This is a genomic window from Stutzerimonas zhaodongensis (assembly GCF_003696365.1).
Lineage (GTDB): Bacteria > Pseudomonadota > Gammaproteobacteria > Pseudomonadales > Pseudomonadaceae > Stutzerimonas > Stutzerimonas zhaodongensis.
Map to the genome: position 1 here is coordinate 184114 of NZ_RFFM01000002.1, position 17688 is coordinate 201801.

Genomic DNA, 17688 nt, shown 5'->3' on the forward strand with positions numbered 1-17688 from the left:
CAACTCAAAGGACGAAAGTAATGACTCAGCGTGATCGGGACTACAGCGAAAAACGCGACTTCATCCGCATGCAGATCGAAACCTCGATCACCTTGACTCATGACGGCCAGCGCTACGAGGCGACCTGCCTGGACCTTTCCAGTACGGGTATGCAGGTTCTCGCCGCGACCACTTTGCAGATGGGCGACAAGGTCCAGGCGCACATCCCTTCCGAACACAGCGAGTTGAAAGGGTTGGACGCTGAAACTGAAGTGGTGCGGGTGGGTACCCATGAAGATGGGCGGCAGAGCCTGGGGCTGGCCATCCTGTCGATGAATTGAGCATCGCAGACGCAGCGCCTCCGAGCCGAGGCGCTGCTGTCAGACGAACCGCATCGGCCAGGCTCGGCCATGGGATTCGAAGATGTATCAGAAGTCGTCTTCGACCTGACCATCCTGCACGCGGAATTCACGGTTTTGCAGGTAAGCGTTACGCACGAAGATGTACTTGTCGCCAGTGATCATCCGCTCCGCCGAGAGCAGCCCGGCACGCAGATCCACCACGTTCACCGCACGTGTCACGTTGCGAGTGGGCACATGGTCCATGTAAGGATAGGGCTGCAAATAGGCATCCGGCACGCGCCCCGCCGCATCACGCACGGTGCTTGGGCCCAGCAGCGGCAGCACGACGTAAGGCCCGCTACCCAGACCCCAAGCCCCGAGCGTCTGCCCGAAATCCTCGTCATTCTTCTGCAGCCCCATGCGAGTCGCTACGTCGAAGAACCCCAGGACGCCAAAAGTGGTGTTGAACAAGATGCGGCTGGTGTCGATACCCGCATCGCGGACCTTGCCCTGCAACAGGTCGTTGGTCAGCACCACGACATCGCCCAGGTTGCTGAACACGTTGCCGATGCCGTCCTCGAGGAACGCCGGCGTGACCTTCTGATAACCCTGTGCAAGCGGCTTGAGGGTGTAGGTGTCCACCTTGTCGTTGAAGTTGAAGATCACCCGGTTAACGCCCTCCCAGGGATCCTCTTCGGCGGCCTGCAACAACGAAGTGCCGAACATCGCGAGCCCGGCGACGATGGCCGCGGTGATATTTCCGATCCAATCCTTGCTGATCAATGGCATTGCAGGCTTCTCCTTTGTTCGTATGAGGGTGGCTGCCCGTCAAAGCGCAGCAGTATAAATCCATTCATGCCATTACCGGCAGCAGGCAGACATGCGGAGCGGCGAACTTCATCGCGCACTATCCAATCAAAGCAACGACAAGCACGGACCGCTGGTTTAACCTCAATCCATGGCGCCTTGGCGAGAAGCTGGCTCCGAAACAACCAAAGAGGGATGCAATATGCCGGAACATGATCTGCAGTCGCAGCTGGCAGAGCTGCGTAGTCAGCTGGCTCAAGACACACCGCTGACCGAAGAAGAACGCGCATCGCTTCAGGTGATAGCTCAAGATATCGAACTTCGACTGGCCAATCAGGGCGTGGTGGAACAGAACGATTCGCTGGTCGATGGCGTCAATCTGGCGGTCGAGCGATTCGAAGTCAGCCACCCAAACACCGCCATGACCCTGCGTAACATCATGCAGACGCTGGCGAACATGGGTATCTGACCAATCTTCACCGGCAACCGGTCACAGCGAAGCGGTCGGGAATCCGGAACGCTTGCGCTGTGGCCATTATCATTGCCGGACTAACCGTCCGTTGTCTGCGTTCACGTAATCCGTACTGCGATACGGATTGATGTCCAGCCCACCGCGACGAACATAGCGCGCATGAACGCTCAATCTTTCTGGCGCCAGCAATCGCTGCAAGTCGAGAAAGATGCGCTCCACACATTGTTCATGGAAGTCGGCATGCTGTCTGAAACTCACCAGATAGGCGACCAGGCTGGGGTGATTCAAAGCTGCGCCACGGTACTCGATTACCACCGTGCCCCAGTCGGGCTGCCCGGTAACGGGACAATTGGACTTCAGCAAATGGCTATAGAGGCATTCCTCGACCTGCCTGTTGGCATCACAGCGCAACAGATCGGCGCGGGGCGCATCGTAGTGATCGATGGCGACGTCCAGCTCGTCGACGCAATGTCCGCGCAGCGGTGCGATCCCATCCAGGGCTACTTCATCCAAGGTTCGCAAGCGGACGCCCACGGGCTTGCCCGCTGCGGCTGACAGATCACTGATCATCACCTTCACTAGCGCGTCGCGATTCTCGAACACGGACTGATTCAGCGAGTTCAGGTAGAGCTTGAATGACTTGGATTCGATGATATTTGGCGAGTCGGCGGGAATACTGAACTCACCGATTGCCACCACTGGTTTGCCGGACGGCAGCAGCCATGAGAGCTCGTAGCAATTCCAGATATCCACGCCGCCATAGGGCAAGGTGTCGGCCGTAAGCCCGAGTTCCGCCCACTTGGGCGCACGAGGAATGGGAAACAGCTGTTCGGGGCTGTAAGTCGCTACATAGGCGCTGGTTTTACCCAGCGGGGACAGCTCTGCAGGATGCTGCATGACGGGAACCTGTACAAAAAACGTCCGCCAGTGTAGCGGTTCCCGTCTTGTTTATCATCGCGCCGCTGATGCCGAGTGGAGTTCACCCGCGCTAGCACACCGGGTCACTGGCGCATTCCCCGCCCACTGTTGAGCAGTCGGATACACCAGAGGTACATCACGATAGCCGCCACGACCATGAAGGTGATGGCAATGCCGATCTGGATGTCCGACACGCCGAGAATGCCGTAGCGGAACGCATTGACCATATGCAGGATGGGGTTAGCCAGCGACAACGTCTGCCAGAACGGCGACAGCAAGTTGATCGAGTAGAACACGCCGCCCAGGTAGGTCAGCGGGGTCAACACGAATGTCGGAATAATCGAGATGTCGTCGAAGTTGCGCGCAAAAACTGCGTTGATGAACCCGCCCAAGGCGAAGATCGTCGACGTGAGGGTAATCACCAGCAGCGTGATGCCCAGGTGGTGCACTTGCAGATCGGTGAAGAACATCGACAGCAGGGTCACAATCAAGGCCACCGCCAGCCCGCGCGTAATGCCGCCCAGGGCGAAACCGATAAGGATCACGTGAGGCGATACCGGCGACACCAATAGCTCTTCAATGGAGCGCTGGAACTTGCTGCTGAAGAAACTCGAAACCACGTTGCTGTAGGAGTTGGTGATCACCGACATCATGATCAGCCCCGGCACGATGTACTCCATGTAGCTGAAGCCATCCATCTCACCGATCCGTGCACCGATCAGATTTCCGAAGATCACGAAGTACAACACCATGGTGATCGCTGGGGGCAACAACGTCTGTGGCCAGATGCGCGTATAGCGCCTTATTTCCCGGTGAACGATGGTCTGAAGAGCTACAAGATTGGGCCGGAATTCTGCGTTCATTTAGCCCCCTGCGGCAGGTTGTTTTCCACCATCGAAACGAACAGCTCTTCAAGGCGATTGGTCTTGTTGCGAAGACTCAGCACCTCGATACCCTGTGCAGAAAGCATGCGGAACAGGTCCGTTACGCCCTGGCTCTTGTCCACCTGAACTTCCAGAGTGTGATGATCGACCAGCCGCGCCGGATAATTTCCAAGCTCCGGTGGTACGAGCTGTGACTCTTTGAGATCGAGCAGGAAGGTCTCGACATGCAACTGCTTGAGCAGCTCACGCATGCTGGTATTCCTGACGATGGTCCCACGATCGATGATTCCGATGTTGCGGCAAAGCTGCTCGGCTTCCTCCAGGTAATGCGTAGTGAGAATGATGGTGATGCCTTCGCGGTTCAGTTCGGTGAGGAACGACCACATCGAGCGGCGCAGCTCGATATCCACCCCCGCCGTCGGCTCGTCGAGTATCAACAACCGCGGCCGGTGAATCAGCGCGCGCGCGATCATCAGCCGCCGCTTCATACCGCCCGAGAGCATGCGTGAGGACACGTCGCGTTTTTCCCACAACCCAAGCTGGTTGAGGTATTGCTCGGCGCGCTCCTTGGCGATCTTCGCCGGGATGCCGTAATAGCCGGCCTGGGTGACCAGGATGTCGAAAGCCTTCTCGAACTGGTTGAAGTTGAACTCCTGAGGCACAACGCCCAGGCAGCGCTTCAATCCGGACGGATCGCGATCGAGGTCGTGGCCGAACACGTTCACCGTGCCGCCCGTCTTGTTCACCAGGGTGGAGAGAATGCCGATGGTGGTGGATTTGCCGGCACCGTTAGGGCCCAACAGTGCAAAGAAATCGCCTTCGGCCACGTCCAGGTCGATACCCTTGAGGGCCTCGAAGCCGTTTCCGTAAACCTTGGTCAACTGCCGAATGGATAGAGCAGTAGTCATATATAGGTGCACACAACGCAGAGAGATTCAGACTAGATAAGGGCGCGCTCTTGTAATTGCAACGCTTGCTGGCAAACCGGCCCCTCAAGCGCACGCAGATGGCGAAACACGACGTGACGCACTTGGCCGGTCATTTCCGAACTCGCTCACCTGCGTTCGGTCATTATCTGAAACCAACAGCGTCGTCCTGTCCCTTCGCCCACATGCTCCGAAAGCCTATGCTCAGGTAAGACGCCATCCGCCCAACAAGGAATACCACATGACCCTGCTCTGGCTGCTCGTGTTACTGCTCGGCATTGCGCTGATCGCCCATCTACGTGTTTCTCCCATACCCGCACTGGCCATCGTCGCGGCATACCTGGTTCTCATGGGGTCTGCCTACGAGACGCCAACCTGGCTGATGGTCGTGCTCTGGCTCATGCTGATCGCCGTAGCGGTTCCTCTGCTTGTTTCGGACCTGCGCATCAAGTATTTCAGCGGCCCAATGTTCGACTGGTTCAAGAAGGTGCTGCCGCCAATCTCCAGCACCGAGCGTGATGCCATCGACGCCGGTACCGTCTGGTGGGATGGCCAGCTGTTCAGCGGTAAACCTGACTGGGAAGTGCTGCTCAACTATCCGAAAGCGACCCTGACCAGCGAGGAGCAAGCCTTCATCGATGGCCCCACCGAGACGCTTTGCGCGATGGTCAGTGACTGGGAAATTGGGCAACGCATGGATCTGCCGCAGGAGGCATGGGACTACATCAAGGCTGAAGGCTTTTTCGCCCTGATCATCCCCAAGGAATTCGGTGGCAAAGGCTTTTCTGCCTACGCCCACTCACAGATCGTAATGAAGCTGGCCACGCGCAGCGGCGACCTGGCGACCACCGTCATGGTGCCCAACTCGCTTGGCCCGGCCGAGCTGCTGATGCATTACGGTACTGATGAACAGCGCAACCATTACCTGCCCCGCCTGGCCAACGGCACAGACATCCCGTGCTTCGCACTGACCGGGCCTTATGCCGGCTCCGACGCTGGCGCGATGAATGACAGCGGTGTGATCTGCCGTGGCCAGTGGGAAGGCGAGGAAGTGCTCGGCCTGCGGCTGAACTGGGAGAAGCGCTATATCACGCTCGGTCCGGTGGCCACGCTGCTCGGTGTTGCGTTCAAGACCTATGACCCCGATCACCTGCTCGGCGATGAAGAGGAGCTGGGCATCAGCCTTGCGCTGATTCCGACCGACACCGCTGGCGTCGAGATAGGCCGTCGCCATGTGCCGCTGGGCGCCGCCTTCATGAACGGCCCGAACTGGGGCAAGGACGTATTCGTTCCGCTGGAAGCCATCATTGGCGGACGCGACATGATCGGCAAAGGCTGGATGATGCTGATGAACTGCCTGTCGGTCGGGCGCTCCATTTCGCTTCCCGCGACCGGTGCCAGTGCCGCCAAGACGTGCAGCTATGTCAGTGGGCGCTATGCGCAGATTCGCGAACAGTTCAACGTGCCACTGTCGGCATTCGAAGGTATCCAGGAGCCGCTGGCGCGTATCGGCGGCAACGCCTGGCTGATGGACAGCGCGCGGATCCTGACGGCCAACGCAGTGGACCTGGGTGAAAAGCCCTCGGTACTCTCGGCCATCCTCAAGTACCACCTCACCGAGCGCGGCCGTGAGTGCATCACTGACGCCATGGACATTCATGCTGGCAAAGGCATCATCACGGGGCCAAGCAATTACCTGGGTCGCCTGTGGCTATCGGCCCCCATTTCCATCACCGTGGAAGGCGCGAACATCCTTTCACGCAATCTTATGATCTTCGGCCAGGGTGCGATTCGCTGCCATCCGTTCGTGCTCCGCGAGATGGAGCTCGTACACGAGCCTGACCGCGAAGCTGCGATCCGTAAATTCGATGCCTTGCTGATGCAGCATATCGGCTTCGCCGTCAGCAACACCGCCAGCACTCTGGTACTCGGGCTGACCTTCGGGTTGCTGGGCAAAGCTCCAGGCAACGAACTCACACGCCCGTTCTTCCGCGCGCTCGATCGGATTGCCGCGGCGTTCGCCATGCTCGCCGACCTGTCCATGATGCTGCTTGGTGGCGAGCTTAAACGCCGCGAACGCCTTTCGGCGCGCCTGGGAGATGTGCTCAGTCACCTCTACCTGGCCTCCGCCGCCCTCAAGCGTTACCACGACCTTGGCCACCCTACCGAGCAGGCGCCGCTGCTGCGCTGGGCGATGGAAGATTGCCTGTGCAAAGCCGAACAGGCCCTGGCCGACACCTTGGCCAACTTCCCCAACCGTCTGCTCGGCGGCGTGCTGCAGGTCCTGGTGTTCCCATTTGGCGCACGTCACAAGGGCCCGTCCGATGCACTGGACGCTGAAGTAGCGGCCATTCTCGGCCGCCCGGAAGGCGATCCGGCGCTGGAGCAGATTCTTGAGGGTGTCTATAGACCCCATGGCAGCGATCAGCCCCTGGGCGCATTGCGAGATGCGTTCGATACCTTGGCTGGCTCTCAGTCGCTGCAACAAAAACTCCATAAGGCGCTCAAAAGCGGCGACGTCAAACCCACCGCTGGTCAGGACCCGATCAGTGCGGCCCTTGCAGCCGGGGTGCTCGATGCTGCAGAGGCCCAGCAGCTCACCGCGGCTGAAGCGGCACGGCGCAAAGTCATCAGCGTGGATGATTTCGCGAAGGAAGAGCTGGAGCTTGGCGAAGGCCGGATTCGCTAACCGAACGCAGTCGTGACAAGCACTGACCCCACCCGCCAACTGTTCCGCACCTTTGTGCCGAACAGTTGGCGGACTTCTCGAGCGGTGCAATGCCGCCTCAGGTCTTTCCGCCAACCCTCTCCGCACGAACTTACCGTCTGACCGCCCTATCCGACCTGCGTACCGAACCCAAGCCGGGGACTTGAGTCAACTAGACACGCCCCAATCAATCTGCGCGCACTTATAATCGCGCGCCCAATCGACTCAGGTGAACCATGGCCAACCCTTATCACGATCACAATCTGGCACTTCTGGCCCATCTGCGCGGCATCTTGCTTGCCATGGGTGAGACCGAACAGGTATCCGAAGAAAGCCACGCGCTTTTTCTCGAGCGGTTCGACGAGCTGATCATGAATCTGCAGAACGTGCCTGAAGAGCGTCACATGGGCCAGGACATGATCTGTCAGGTCTTCCACCGTTACCCGCAGATTGCCCACCTGGTTCCGCGTGACCTGCTGTGGTATTTCGGCGGCGATTGCCTGCACTTCATGCCCGACGAAGAAATCGAGATATTCCAGCGACTGGAAGAGCGCCGCTATGAAGCCGAAGAGAACGAGGAGCCCTTCGACTGGAACATGGAGCGGCAGCTGATGAGCATGCCCGACGAAGGTCCTCGCCACTGAAGGACACGGAGATCGGGCCATGAATTGAGGCGGCGTCTCGGGTATCAGGTCCTAGCGGCGCGCTATCACGAACACGTCGGCTGCACCGTTGTTGGACGCTGAATCAAGCCGCCTTGCAGGCTATGCAGGCGGCTCAGGTTCGCTCAATGCTGGTTGGCTGCTTCAGCTGCCTTGATCAGATCGACACCAATTTCGCTTTCGAACTTTTTCCAGACCGGCCTCATCGCCTCACGCCATTCGCCCCGCTGCTCTGGCGTCAGCTGAATGATCTCGGTCTTTCCCGATTCGGCGATGGTCCGCTTGGCCTTTTGGTTGAGCTCGTCCGCCTGGCGGTTCACCTCCACCGTCACTTCCTCGACGATGGCTTCCAGCTCGCTACGTACCTCGTCCGGCAAACCGCGCCAGAATTTGGTATTGGTGATCACCATGTAGTCGATCAGCCCGTGATCAGACTCAGTGATGTATTTCTGTACCTCGTGCACCTTCTGGCTCTCGTAGTTCGACCAGGTGTTTTCGGTGCCATTGACTACACCGGTCTGCAGGCCTTGATAAACCTCGGCAAAGCTCATCTTGCGCGGATTTGCACGCACGACTTTGAACTGCTCTTCCAGCACCTGTGAAGCCTGGACGCGAAATTTGAGACCGCGGGCGTCCGCGGGCTCGCGCAATGGCTTGTTCGCTGACATCTGCTTGGTGCCGTTATGCCAATACGCCAGCCCGGTGATGTTCTTGTCCTCCATGGCAGTCAGCAGTGCCTTGCCATGGGGGCTGCTCTGGAAGCGATCGGCTGCAGCGAGGTCATCGAACAGAAACGGCAGATCGAATATCTGAATCGCTTTGGCGTAGTGCTCGAATTTCGCCAGCGACGGCGCCAGCATGTGCACGTCTCCAATGAGCAGTGCCTCCATTTCCTTGCCGTCGCCGAACAGCGAGGAGTTCGGGTAGACCTCGACCTTCACCTTGCCTGGCAGGCGTTCCTCGGCAAGTTTCTTGAACAGCAGGGCGCCCTGCCCCTTCGGTGTGTTGTCCGCCACTACATGGGCGAACTTTATGGTCACGGGATCGGCATGCACCAACCCGGCGACGGTGAAAGAAAGCGCGCAGGCGAGTGCCTTGAGCTTGTTACTCAGCATGGAAGTACCCTCTTGTTTTTGTCGGTTGGTACGTTTCGCGGGCAAGCGTTGCGGTCAGGGCACCGCTTGCCCGGCACGTTGCAGCAGGCGACGGGCACGGCCGATGACCGGGGCGTCGACCATCTGTCCGTCCACCACGAATACCCCATCGCCGGAAGCTCCAGCGGCGAGGATGCGTTGCGCCCAGTCCAGTTCCGTGGGGCTGGGCATCAGGGTTTCGTGCACCACGGCCACCTGGCTCGGGTGGATGCACAGCAGGCCGCCAAAGCCCATGTCACGCGCGTCGGCAGCGGCACGGGCGAGGCCTTCGAGGTTCTTGATGTCGGGAAAGACGCTATCCAGGGGTGCTGCCAGCCCGGCCAATCGCGACTGCAGCAGCAGCGCATAGCGTGCCTGGTCAAGCATGCGCTCGGCGCCGGCGGTGCCGTTGGCCAGGCCGAGATCGAGGCCCAGGTCCAGCGCGCCGAAGGACAGCCGCTCGACACCCTGGGCGTGGGCAATTTCCGCCAGATTGGCCAGCCCGCGGGCACTTTCGACGATTGGCCAGACAGGTTTGCCGCAGCTGGCCGCCAGCGCAACCTGCACTGCGCTTTCGACCTTCGGCAGCAGTACGCCGGCGACGCCGGCATGACGGGCACAGAGCGCCAGGTCCGCGGCCTGCTCGGCATGGGTTGGCGCGTTGATGCGCACCAGCAGGCGCGCCGCCGGGTTGGCAGCGAGGAAGGCATCGAGGTTGCCCCGCGCCTCTGCCTTAAGGTTCTCCGCGACCGCATCCTCGAGGTCGACGATGACCGCGTCGGCGCCGCTCGCCAGCGCCTTGGGAATGCGTTCCGGACGGGTCGCCGGGACGAACAGCGCGCTACGGATGATCGATGCGTTCATGGCTGGCTCCTGGGCACGCTCATACCGCGCCCTGCTCGTGCAAGCGCTGAATGTCGCCGGGGGCGTAACCCAGCTCGGCCAGCAGGCTGTCGGTGTGCTGGCCCAAGGCGGGGATCGGGTCCATGCGCGGGGCGAAGGCACTGTTGCGCCCCGGCGGCAGCAGCGCAGGCAAGGGACCGGCCGGGCTGTCCACCTCGCTCCAGCGCTGGCGCGCCTTGAGCTGGGGATGGGCCCAAACACCGGCCATGTCGTTGACGTGCGCATTGGCGATGGGCGCGGCATCCAGCCGGGCGATCACCTCCTCGGCGCTCAGGTGGCTGAACGCCTCGACGATAAGTGCACGCAATTCGGTGCGATGCTCCGAACGCCGGGCGTTGCTGGAGAAGCGCTCGTCCTGCGCCAGCTCCGGCTGCAGCAGGACCTTGTCGCAGAACGCCAGCCACTCGCGCTCGTTCTGCAGACCGAGCATCACCGTGCCGCCGCCGCCGGTGGGGAACGGGCCGTAGGGGTAGATGGTGGCGTGCGCGGCGCCGGCGCGCGGCGGCGGCGTCGCTCCCTTGTAGGCGTAATACAGCGGGTAGCCCATCCATTCCACCAGGCTTTCGAGCATGGAAACGTCGACGCGGCTGCCCTCGCCCGTCTTGTCGCGCAGCATCAGCGCCGAGAGCACACCGGTGTAGGCGTACATGCCCGCGGCGATGTCGGCGATGGAGCAGCCGGCCTTGGCCATCTCGGTTTCACCCGCCCCCCCGGTGACGGAGAGAAAGCCGCCCTCGCTCTGGATCAACAGGTCATACGCCTTCTTCTGCTCGTAGGGGCCGCCCTCGCCGTAGCCGGAGATGTCACAGACGATCAGCCGCGGAAACCGCTCGTGCAGCGTTTCGAAGGACAGCCCCATACGCGCCGCGGCACCGGGCGCGAGGTTCTGCACCAGCACGTCGGCATCCGCCAACAGCTGGTCGAGCACCTGCGCGGCGGCGTCCTGCTTCACGTCCAGCGTCAGGCTTTCCTTGGAGCGATTGGTCCAGACGAAATGCGAGGCGAGGCCGTCGACCCGCTCGTCATAACCGCGCGCGAAGTCGCCGGCGCCGGGGCGCTCGACTTTGATCACCCGCGCGCCGAGATCGGCCAGCTGGCGCGTGCAGAACGGCGCGGCGATGGCATGCTCGAGGCTGACCACGGTGATGCCATCGAGCGGGCGGGGTTTGGCTTGGCTGTCGTTCATGTTCGGTTCCTGCAAATTCGGCGTTGGGTGGAAAAGGGCAACGCCTTTTCCACGCGTCTGTTCAAGTCTCTGCAACCCTGGTGCTGTTCTGGTGGATGAGGCTTCGCCGTCGGTTCCGCTTCTAGTAGGGTGGGCTTCAGCCCACCGGAGCGTGTTTCCTGTGGTGGGCTGAAGCCCACCCTACGAGCCTGACCACGTGATTCCAGCGAGCGGCGATATTGGCTTGGGTATCGGTTATGTTTGTTTCCTGCAAATTCTGCGTAGGGTGGAAATCGGCGAAGCCATTTCCACGCGTTTGTTCCAGCCCCTGGGGACTCTGGTGCCACTTTGGTGGATGAGGCTTCGCCGTCACCCACCCTACGATTCAGTTTCAGGCCAGCGCGTCCAACCGCTGCAGCTCGCGCAGGCGCCAGACCGTATCGATCAGCACGCCTGCTTCCTCATCGCTGCGCGCCGCGGAGAACTGCACCAGGCGGCGGAACTTGTCCTCCAGCTCGGCGCGGCTCAGCGTGTTGCCCGGGTCGCCCTTCGGCTCGTCGATGGCGCCGTGCAGCGTGCGGCCATCGGCGGTGGTTACTTCGACGCGACCGAGCCAGCGCGCCGGGTAGGCGCCGTCCACCTCGGGATCGAGCGTCATCGAGACCTTTTCGCGGAACTCGCCGACGCGCGGGTCGCTGAGCGCATGGCTGTGGAATTCGGTCAGGCCGGCCTTGCCGTACAGGGCGATCAGCCCCAGCACGGTGCCCATAGAGAATTTGGCTTGATGCACCGTTTGCGGCACCGTCACGCGGCCGAGCACGTCGATCGCGCCCTGGTGCACGCGGGTGGTGACCGAGGCGATGTCATCGGCCCCGAGCCCTTCGCGCTGCATCAACGCCAGCAGCGCATCGGCCGCCGGATGGGTATGCCGGCAGGAGGCGTGGAACTTGAAGGAGGTTTCCGCCAGCGCCCAGCGGCTGCCGAGCCGATCGGACAGCTTGCTCGGCTCGGCATCGCGGGACATGCCCGCCGCCATGCCCTGCTCGCCCTCGAGGATGTTCTGCGCGCCGGTCAGGCCATCGGCGGTCAGGTAGGCGGCGAGCAGGCCATCGGCAGCGGCCTTGGCGGTGTGCAGCTGCTTGGAGTCCGCCGCGTCACGGAGAAACTCCCACAGCCCCGCCGCTTGCGTACCGGCGCTGCCGAGCAGATGGGTGAACTGCTGCTGGTCGAAATCCATCAGCTTGCCAACTGCCACCGCCGCGGCCAGGGTGCCGACCGTCGCCGTGGTGTGAAAGATGCGGTAATGCGAGCGGCCGAGGAACTCGCCGATGCGGATGCCCGCCTCGTAGCCGGCCACCGAGGCCACCAGCAGCTCGCGGCCGGACTTGCCGAGATCCTGCGCCGCCGCCAGCGCAGCAGGAAACACCACGGTGGCCGGGTGCAGCACGGAGCTGTTGTGCAGGTCGTCCTGCTCCACCAGGTGCGAGCTGGCGGCATTCACCAGCGCGGCGAAATAGGCCGAGCTGCTCTGGCCGTTGACCAGAATGCGCGCCGGTCCGTCGGCCGGGCCCATCCTCTGCGCGTAACGCTCGAACAGCGGAATCGGATGCGAGCCGGCGCTGGCCAGGGCCGAGCCGAGCCAGTCGAGAAAGAGGTCTTCGGTGCGGGCGAGCACCGGTTCGGGGATCTGCTCGTAGGCGAGCCCGGCGAGGAATTCGGTCAGGGCACGGGTGTGCTGGCTCATGCGTTGGGCTCCAGCGGATTCTCTAACGGATTGGACAGTTCGATGAGGTTCTGGTCGGGGTCGCGCAGGTACACCGAGCGGATCGGTCCGGTCGCGCCGGTGCGTTGCACCGGACCTTCGATGATGGCGACCTGCTGCGCCTGAAGGTGTGCGATCACCTCGGCCAGCGGTGTGGCAACGATGAAGCAGAGGTCCGCCGACCCCGGGGTCGGCCGCTCGGCCTTGGGCTCGAATTCGCGCCCGGCCTGGTGCAGGTTGATCTTCTGGTTGCCGAAGGCCAGCGCCTTGCGCCCTTCGCCGAAGGTCACCGCCTGCATGCCGAGCACGCGGGTGTAGAAGTCGATCGTTGCCTCGAGGTCGGCGACGGTCAGCACCAGGTGGTCGAGATGACTGATATTCATGACGCACTTCCCTCTTTCGTAGGGTGGAAATAGCGAAGCATTTCCACCCCTTGTGTCGCCTGTTCGATACGCGTGGAAAAGGCTTCGCCGTTTCCACCCTACGTTTGGCTCCGTTAGAACGAGCGCGGCAGCTCGAGCAAGTGCTCGGCCACGTACGACAGGATCAGATTGGTCGAGATCGGCGCCACCTGGTACAGCCGCGTCTCGCGGAACTTGCGCTCGACGTCGTATTCGTTGGCGAAACCGAAGCCGCCGTGGGTCTGCAGGCAGGCGTTGGCGGCCTCCCAGCTGGCCTTGGCCGCCAGGTACTTGGCCATGTTGGCCGCCGCGCCGGCGTTGCGGCCGGCGTCGTATTCCTCGCAGGCGTGCCAGCGCATCAGGTCCGCGGCTTCGATCTCGATATGTGCTTCGGCGATGGGGAACTGCACGCCCTGGTTCTGCCCGATGGGCCGGCCGAACACCACACGGTCGCGGGCGTACTGCGCGGACTTCTCGACAAACCAGCGGCCATCCCCGATGCACTCGGCGGCGATCAGCGTGCGCTCGGCATTCAGACCGTCGAGGATGTAGCGAAAGCCCTTGCCCTCCTCGCCAATCAGGCTACTGGCGGGAATCTCCAGGTTGTCGAAGAACAGCTCGTTGGTCTCGTGGTTGACCATGTTGGCGATCGGCTGCACGGTCAGGCCGTTGCCGACGGCCTCGCGCAGGTCGACGAGAAAGATCGACATGCCTTCGGACTTCTTCGTCACCTCGGCCAGCGGCGTGGTGCGCGCCAGCAGGATCATCAGATCGGAGTGCTGGATACGCGAGATCCACACCTTCTGCCCGTTGATGACGTACTTGTCGCCCCGGCGCACAGCAGTGGTCTTGATCTTGGTGGTATCGGTGCCGGTGGTCGGCTCGGTGACGCCCATGGACTGCAGGCGCAGCTCGCCGCTGGCCAGCTTCGGCAGGTAGTGGCGCTTCTGCTCCTCGCTGCCGTTTCTGAGCAGGGTGAACATGTTGTACATCTGCCCGTGGACGGTGCCGGAATTGCCGCCGCAACGGTTGACCTCCTCAAGGATCACCGAGGCCTCGGCCAGGCCCAGGCCCGAGCCGCCGTATTCTTCCGGGATCATCGCCGAGAGCCAGCCGGCCTCGGTCATGGCGGTGACGAAGGCTTCCGGGAAGCCCTTTTCCTCATCGATCCTGCGCCAGTACTCGGCGGGAAATTCGGCACAGAGGGCGCGCACACCTTCGCGGATGAAGCTCAGTTCTTCGGTCTTGTTCGGGGTCATCTCGGTTTCTCGCTTGTGCGGCACGCGGCCTCAACGGTGGATAAGGCTGCGCCGTTATCCACCCTACGATTCAGTCGAATTCCACTTCGGCTTTCTGCGCCAGGCCGTTGTGGTCGCCGGCCCAGAGTTCGGCCTTGCCCGGCGAGGCGATGCGGCCACCTACTTCGAATTGCTGTGGCACCACCAGCGGACGCAAGCCGCGGTAGGCGAATTTTCGCAGGCGCGCCTCGGGGTTGGCGCGGCAGAACGCTCGCAAGTTGAGCGTGGCGATCAGCGGGCCGTGAACGACCAGGCCGGCATAGCCTTCGGTCTCGGTGACATAGGGCCAGTCGTAATGGATGCGATGGCCGTTGAAGGTGACCGCCGAGTAGCGGAACAGCAGCGTCGGCGTCGGTGCTACCGCTTCGCGCCAGCCACCGGCGACCATGGGTTCGCCGCTGCTGGTCTTCGGCGGGCTCGGCTCGCGGTAGACGATGTCCTGTTCCTCGCGGATGGCCAGACGGCCGTCCTGCAGGTAGTCGTGCTGCACGGTGACGAACAGTAGCGCACCGGTGCGGCCGTGTTTTTCTTCGATGTGTTTGATGGTGGATACCCGGCGCGCCTCGCCACCGGCTTCCAGCGGACGAAGAAACTCGACCCGGCCGCCAGCCCACATGCGGTTGCGGTTGTCGGCCGGGGGCAGGAAGCCGCCGCGCGCCGGGTGACCGTCTTCGCCCAGGCCATTTTCGGCGATGGGCTCCTGGAAGAAGCACCATTGCCACAACGGCGGCAACGCTTCGCCATGAGCGGGGGTGGTCTCGCCCAGCGTCGCGGCGATACGCATCAGCAGGTTGCGGCTGAGCTGGTCGTGGACTTCTTCGCTGCGGCCGATCCAGGCAGTTATGTCGGTCATTCCAGTCTTCCGGCTGTATTGTTTCAGGAAGGATGCACCCGCCTCGGCATATTGAGAATTTGCAATTACCGAGGCCAGCGTTCGGCTAAGCTGAACGCCTATAGTCTTTCTGAGCGTGTCCATGCATTTCGATCTGGCCGACTTGCGCCTGTTCATTCATATCGCCGAATCTCCGAGCCTGACCCAAGGTGCTCGGCGAGCGCATCTGTCTCCGGCAGCCGCCAGCGCCCGGATCAAGGCGCTGGAGGGGCAGCTGGATAGTCGTCTGCTCTACCGCGACAGCCGCGGCGTCGAGCTGACGCCGGCCGGCCACAAGCTGCTGCAGCACGCACGTTTGATCATGCGCCAGGTTGATTACCTGAAAAGCGAATTCACCGAATACGGCACCGACTCGGCCGGACATATCCGTATCTTCGCCAACACCACAGCCGTAACCGAATTCCTGCCGGAGGTGCTGGCCGGTTTTCTGGCCCAGCGGCCGGGCGTAACGGTCGACCTGCAGGAACGCCTGAGCCGCGATATCGTCCGTGGCGTGCTCGATGGCAGCACGGACATGGGCATCATCGCCGGCCCGGTCAGTGCAGACGGCTTGCAGGCCCTGCACTTCAGCACCGATCGACTCCTGCTTGCCGTGCCGCTCGGTCACCCGCTCGCAGAGGAGCCGCGCGTGACGCTGCGCCAGACCTTGAACTTTCAGCACATCGGTCTTCACGAAGGCAGCACGCTACTGACCTTCCTGCGCGATCAGGTGGAGAAATTCGGCGGGCAGCTGTCACTGCGCATTCAACTGTCCAGCTTCGAAGCCGTGTGCCGGATGATAGAGGCCGGCGTGGGCATCGGTATCATCCCGGAGTCAGCAGCGCGTCGGCACAGCCGCACCATGCAGCTGGCACTGGTCGAACTCGATGAACCCTGGGCAATTCGCGAGCGCAGCATTCTGGTGCGCGAGCTCGACGCACTTCCCGGCAGCGTTCGCGCATTGATCGCCGTCCTTGCGCCGGATGCCGGATAAGCCAGTAATCACTGCATGCGCCGAACATTTGCGCCCCGCTACTGCCGAAACCGGTACGTCCTTCATCCCGCCCGAACGGAATCTCAATGGCTACGGCTAACAATCGACTGTTCCGCATCTACCAACGCATCATCAGCAGCATCGCCTTCTACCCCGCCCTGATCACGCTCGGGCTGGTGCTGCTTTGCGTGGTGAGCATCTGGCTGGAGATGACCTGGCTGCAGGTCTACAAGGAAGACCTCAAGCTCGGTCTGGTGAACAACGCCGAAAACGCGCGGCTGATCCTCGGCACGCTGGTGGGCAGCATCGTCTCGCTGATGGTGTTCAGTTTCAGCATGGTGATGGTGGTGCTCAACTCGGCATCATCCACTCTTTCACCTCGGGTCATTCCGAGCCTGATCAGCAGCCGCAACCACCAGATCATCCTCGGCATCTACCTGGGCACTATCATCGATTCGCTGTTGCTGATCCTGACCATCCAGGAAGGTGACGACATCAACGTGCCCAGCCTGGGCATCTTCGTGGCCCTGGGGCTGGGGATCGTTAGCCTCTGCCTGTTCATCATGTTCATCCGGGAAATTTCACAGTCGATCCAGGTCGACTACATCCTCAATAATCTGTTCAAGAAGACCCTTGGCGAACTCAAGGCCCAGCAAAAGAAATTCGAAAGTCTGGATGAGCGCCCGAGTTGGCCGGATGACCGCGACTGGCCTGTGGTGTGCTCAAGCCGCGCGGGTTACTTCAAGGCATTCAACAGCGAAGCGGCGAAGGCATTGCTTGAAAAGCACGATCTGCGCATGACCGTTCAGGTACACAACGGTTTTTTCGTCATGCCTGGACACCCACTGTTTCGACTGAGCAAAGAAGCGGACGACGAGGTGATCGAGACCCTGCTCGATGCCTTCGACTTCTATGTCGAGGAGTACGCCAATCAACACTACTTCTTCGGCTTCAAGCAGATAACCGAGATCGGCAGCAAGGCGCTTAGCCCGGGCATCAACGATCCGGGCACCGCGATCAAGGCCATCGACATGCTTAGCGTGCTGTTCGTTGAACGGCTGAAATTGCCGGGTTTCGACATCGCCTTCGAGCCCGACCAGCCGCCTCGTCTATTCTTTACCGAGCTGGAGTTGCAACAGATGCTGCTCGCCGTGCTGGGGCCGTTGCGCCATTACGGCCAGGCCGACACCCAAGTCGTGCTCAGCCTGCTGCAGTGTTACAAGAATCTGTTGTACTGCGAACCTGATCGGGAAACCGAAGCTGTCTTGCTCAACCATGCCCGTGCAGTGGTCGAGCAGAGTGCGGAAAACATCCATCAGACCCCGGACCGGGTGGCAATTGGCGAAGCCGTGGAGCGCCTCAACGATGTGATACGCCATCACGTCGTGCTTGAGAAACCGAAGGGCGTGGAATCCTGAGGCGGAAATACTGCCCAAGCTGCAACGGGCTTTGCCCGGCGTGATTC

17 protein-coding genes are annotated in these 17688 nt (G+C 61.7%); 6 read left to right on the plus strand and 11 right to left on the minus strand.

Features of this window, described 5'->3' with window-relative positions:
• Positions 1-20: 20 nt before the first annotated feature.
• The gene (locus tag EA797_RS09165; RefSeq protein ID WP_122164915.1) at positions 21-320 is read left to right on the plus strand and encodes a PilZ domain-containing protein; all 300 of its coding nucleotides are present in this window, start codon (positions 21-23) and stop codon (positions 318-320) included.
• Positions 321-407: 87 nt separating this feature from the next.
• Here EA797_RS09165 and EA797_RS09170 read toward each other — a convergent pair whose 3' ends face one another.
• Entirely contained in the window at positions 408-1109 is a 702-nt protein-coding gene (locus tag EA797_RS09170; RefSeq protein WP_122164916.1) for an MlaA family lipoprotein, read from the minus strand.
• A gap of 220 nt (positions 1110-1329) precedes the next feature.
• Between EA797_RS09170 and EA797_RS09175 the strand changes: the two genes are divergently transcribed.
• Positions 1330-1596: a DUF4404 family protein gene (locus tag EA797_RS09175; protein ID WP_122164917.1), complete on the plus strand. Its 267-nt coding sequence runs from the start codon at positions 1330-1332 to the stop codon at positions 1594-1596.
• 69 nt (positions 1597-1665) lie between these two features.
• Here EA797_RS09175 and queF read toward each other — a convergent pair whose 3' ends face one another.
• The 3 genes from queF to EA797_RS09190 all read right to left on the minus strand — a co-directional run bounded on the left by queF (position 1666) and on the right by EA797_RS09190 (position 4309).
• The gene (gene queF, locus EA797_RS09180) at positions 1666-2496 is read right to left on the minus strand and encodes an NADPH-dependent 7-cyano-7-deazaguanine reductase QueF (RefSeq protein ID WP_122164918.1); all 831 of its coding nucleotides are present in this window, start codon (positions 2494-2496) and stop codon (positions 1666-1668) included.
• Positions 2497-2600: 104 nt separating this feature from the next.
• A complete protein-coding gene (locus EA797_RS09185; protein WP_122164919.1) occupies positions 2601-3380 on the minus strand; it encodes an ABC transporter permease in 780 nt (259 codons plus the stop codon).
• Positions 3377-4309 carry an ABC transporter ATP-binding protein gene (locus EA797_RS09190; protein ID WP_122164920.1) on the minus strand — a complete coding sequence of 311 codons (933 nt, stop codon included), beginning with the start codon at positions 4307-4309 and terminating at the stop codon, positions 3377-3379. Before EA797_RS09190 ends, EA797_RS09185 begins: the two co-directional genes overlap by 4 nt.
• 259 nt (positions 4310-4568) lie before the next feature.
• On the opposite strand from EA797_RS09190, the gene EA797_RS09195 reads away from it, so the two are divergent.
• Together EA797_RS09195 and EA797_RS09200 are read left to right on the plus strand one after the other, a co-directional pair.
• Complete coding sequence (locus EA797_RS09195; protein WP_122164921.1) at positions 4569-7016, plus strand: acyl-CoA dehydrogenase; 2448 nt, start codon at positions 4569-4571, stop codon at positions 7014-7016.
• 254 nt (positions 7017-7270) lie between these two features.
• Positions 7271-7678: a PA2817 family protein gene (locus EA797_RS09200; RefSeq protein ID WP_122164922.1), complete on the plus strand. Its 408-nt coding sequence runs from the start codon at positions 7271-7273 to the stop codon at positions 7676-7678.
• 143 nt (positions 7679-7821) lie between these two features.
• Here the strand turns inward: EA797_RS09200 and EA797_RS09205 are convergent, their stop codons facing one another.
• The 7 genes from EA797_RS09205 to EA797_RS09235 all read right to left on the minus strand — a co-directional run bounded on the left by EA797_RS09205 (position 7822) and on the right by EA797_RS09235 (position 15211).
• A complete protein-coding gene (locus EA797_RS09205; RefSeq protein WP_122164923.1) occupies positions 7822-8811 on the minus strand; it encodes a TRAP transporter substrate-binding protein in 990 nt (329 codons plus the stop codon).
• Between the two features lie 54 nt (positions 8812-8865).
• The gene (locus tag EA797_RS09210) at positions 8866-9693 is read right to left on the minus strand and encodes an HpcH/HpaI aldolase/citrate lyase family protein (RefSeq protein ID WP_122164924.1); all 828 of its coding nucleotides are present in this window, start codon (positions 9691-9693) and stop codon (positions 8866-8868) included.
• A 19-nt stretch (positions 9694-9712) separates the two neighbouring features.
• Positions 9713-10918 carry a CaiB/BaiF CoA transferase family protein gene (locus EA797_RS09215; protein ID WP_122164925.1) on the minus strand — a complete coding sequence of 402 codons (1206 nt, stop codon included), beginning with the start codon at positions 10916-10918 and terminating at the stop codon, positions 9713-9715.
• A 370-nt stretch (positions 10919-11288) separates the two neighbouring features.
• The gene (locus EA797_RS09220; RefSeq protein WP_122164926.1) at positions 11289-12641 is read right to left on the minus strand and encodes an MmgE/PrpD family protein; all 1353 of its coding nucleotides are present in this window, start codon (positions 12639-12641) and stop codon (positions 11289-11291) included.
• Entirely contained in the window at positions 12638-13042 is a 405-nt protein-coding gene (locus EA797_RS09225; RefSeq protein ID WP_122164927.1) for a VOC family protein, read from the minus strand. Before EA797_RS09225 ends, EA797_RS09220 begins: the two co-directional genes overlap by 4 nt.
• Before the next feature lie 113 nt (positions 13043-13155).
• Complete coding sequence (locus EA797_RS09230; RefSeq protein ID WP_122164928.1) at positions 13156-14319, minus strand: acyl-CoA dehydrogenase family protein; 1164 nt, start codon at positions 14317-14319, stop codon at positions 13156-13158.
• A gap of 70 nt (positions 14320-14389) precedes the next feature.
• A complete protein-coding gene (locus tag EA797_RS09235) occupies positions 14390-15211 on the minus strand; it encodes an HTD2 family dehydratase (protein WP_122164929.1) in 822 nt (273 codons plus the stop codon).
• 121 nt (positions 15212-15332) lie between these two features.
• Between EA797_RS09235 and EA797_RS09240 the strand changes: the two genes are divergently transcribed.
• On the plus strand, positions 15333-16223 hold the full coding sequence (locus EA797_RS09240) for a LysR family transcriptional regulator (protein WP_122164930.1): 891 nt from the start codon (positions 15333-15335) through the stop codon (positions 16221-16223).
• An 86-nt stretch (positions 16224-16309) separates the two neighbouring features.
• On the plus strand, positions 16310-17641 hold the full coding sequence (locus EA797_RS09245) for a DUF2254 domain-containing protein (protein ID WP_122164931.1): 1332 nt from the start codon (positions 16310-16312) through the stop codon (positions 17639-17641).
• Positions 17642-17688: the final 47 nt, after the last annotated feature.

Bases quoted from the DNA above. Each gene is read 5' to 3' on its own strand.
- EA797_RS09165 (WP_122164915.1), top strand. From the start codon at position 21: ATGACTCAGCGTGATCGGGACTACAGCGAAAAACGCGACTTCATCCGC.
- EA797_RS09170 (WP_122164916.1), bottom strand. From the start codon at position 1,109: ATGCCATTGATCAGCAAGGATTGGATCGGAAATATCACCGCGGCCATC.
- EA797_RS09175 (WP_122164917.1), top strand. From the start codon at position 1,330: ATGCCGGAACATGATCTGCAGTCGCAGCTGGCAGAGCTGCGTAGTCAG.
- queF (WP_122164918.1), bottom strand. From the start codon at position 2,496: ATGCAGCATCCTGCAGAGCTGTCCCCGCTGGGTAAAACCAGCGCCTAT.
- EA797_RS09185 (WP_122164919.1), bottom strand. From the start codon at position 3,380: ATGAACGCAGAATTCCGGCCCAATCTTGTAGCTCTTCAGACCATCGTT.
- EA797_RS09190 (WP_122164920.1), bottom strand. From the start codon at position 4,309: ATGACTACTGCTCTATCCATTCGGCAGTTGACCAAGGTTTACGGAAAC.
- EA797_RS09195 (WP_122164921.1), top strand. From the start codon at position 4,569: ATGACCCTGCTCTGGCTGCTCGTGTTACTGCTCGGCATTGCGCTGATC.
- EA797_RS09200 (WP_122164922.1), top strand. From the start codon at position 7,271: ATGGCCAACCCTTATCACGATCACAATCTGGCACTTCTGGCCCATCTG.
- EA797_RS09205 (WP_122164923.1), bottom strand. From the start codon at position 8,811: ATGCTGAGTAACAAGCTCAAGGCACTCGCCTGCGCGCTTTCTTTCACC.
- EA797_RS09210 (WP_122164924.1), bottom strand. From the start codon at position 9,693: ATGAACGCATCGATCATCCGTAGCGCGCTGTTCGTCCCGGCGACCCGT.
- EA797_RS09215 (WP_122164925.1), bottom strand. From the start codon at position 10,918: ATGAACGACAGCCAAGCCAAACCCCGCCCGCTCGATGGCATCACCGTG.
- EA797_RS09220 (WP_122164926.1), bottom strand. From the start codon at position 12,641: ATGAGCCAGCACACCCGTGCCCTGACCGAATTCCTCGCCGGGCTCGCC.
- EA797_RS09225 (WP_122164927.1), bottom strand. From the start codon at position 13,042: ATGAATATCAGTCATCTCGACCACCTGGTGCTGACCGTCGCCGACCTC.
- EA797_RS09230 (WP_122164928.1), bottom strand. From the start codon at position 14,319: ATGACCCCGAACAAGACCGAAGAACTGAGCTTCATCCGCGAAGGTGTG.
- EA797_RS09235 (WP_122164929.1), bottom strand. From the start codon at position 15,211: ATGACCGACATAACTGCCTGGATCGGCCGCAGCGAAGAAGTCCACGAC.
- EA797_RS09240 (WP_122164930.1), top strand. From the start codon at position 15,333: ATGCATTTCGATCTGGCCGACTTGCGCCTGTTCATTCATATCGCCGAA.
- EA797_RS09245 (WP_122164931.1), top strand. From the start codon at position 16,310: ATGGCTACGGCTAACAATCGACTGTTCCGCATCTACCAACGCATCATC.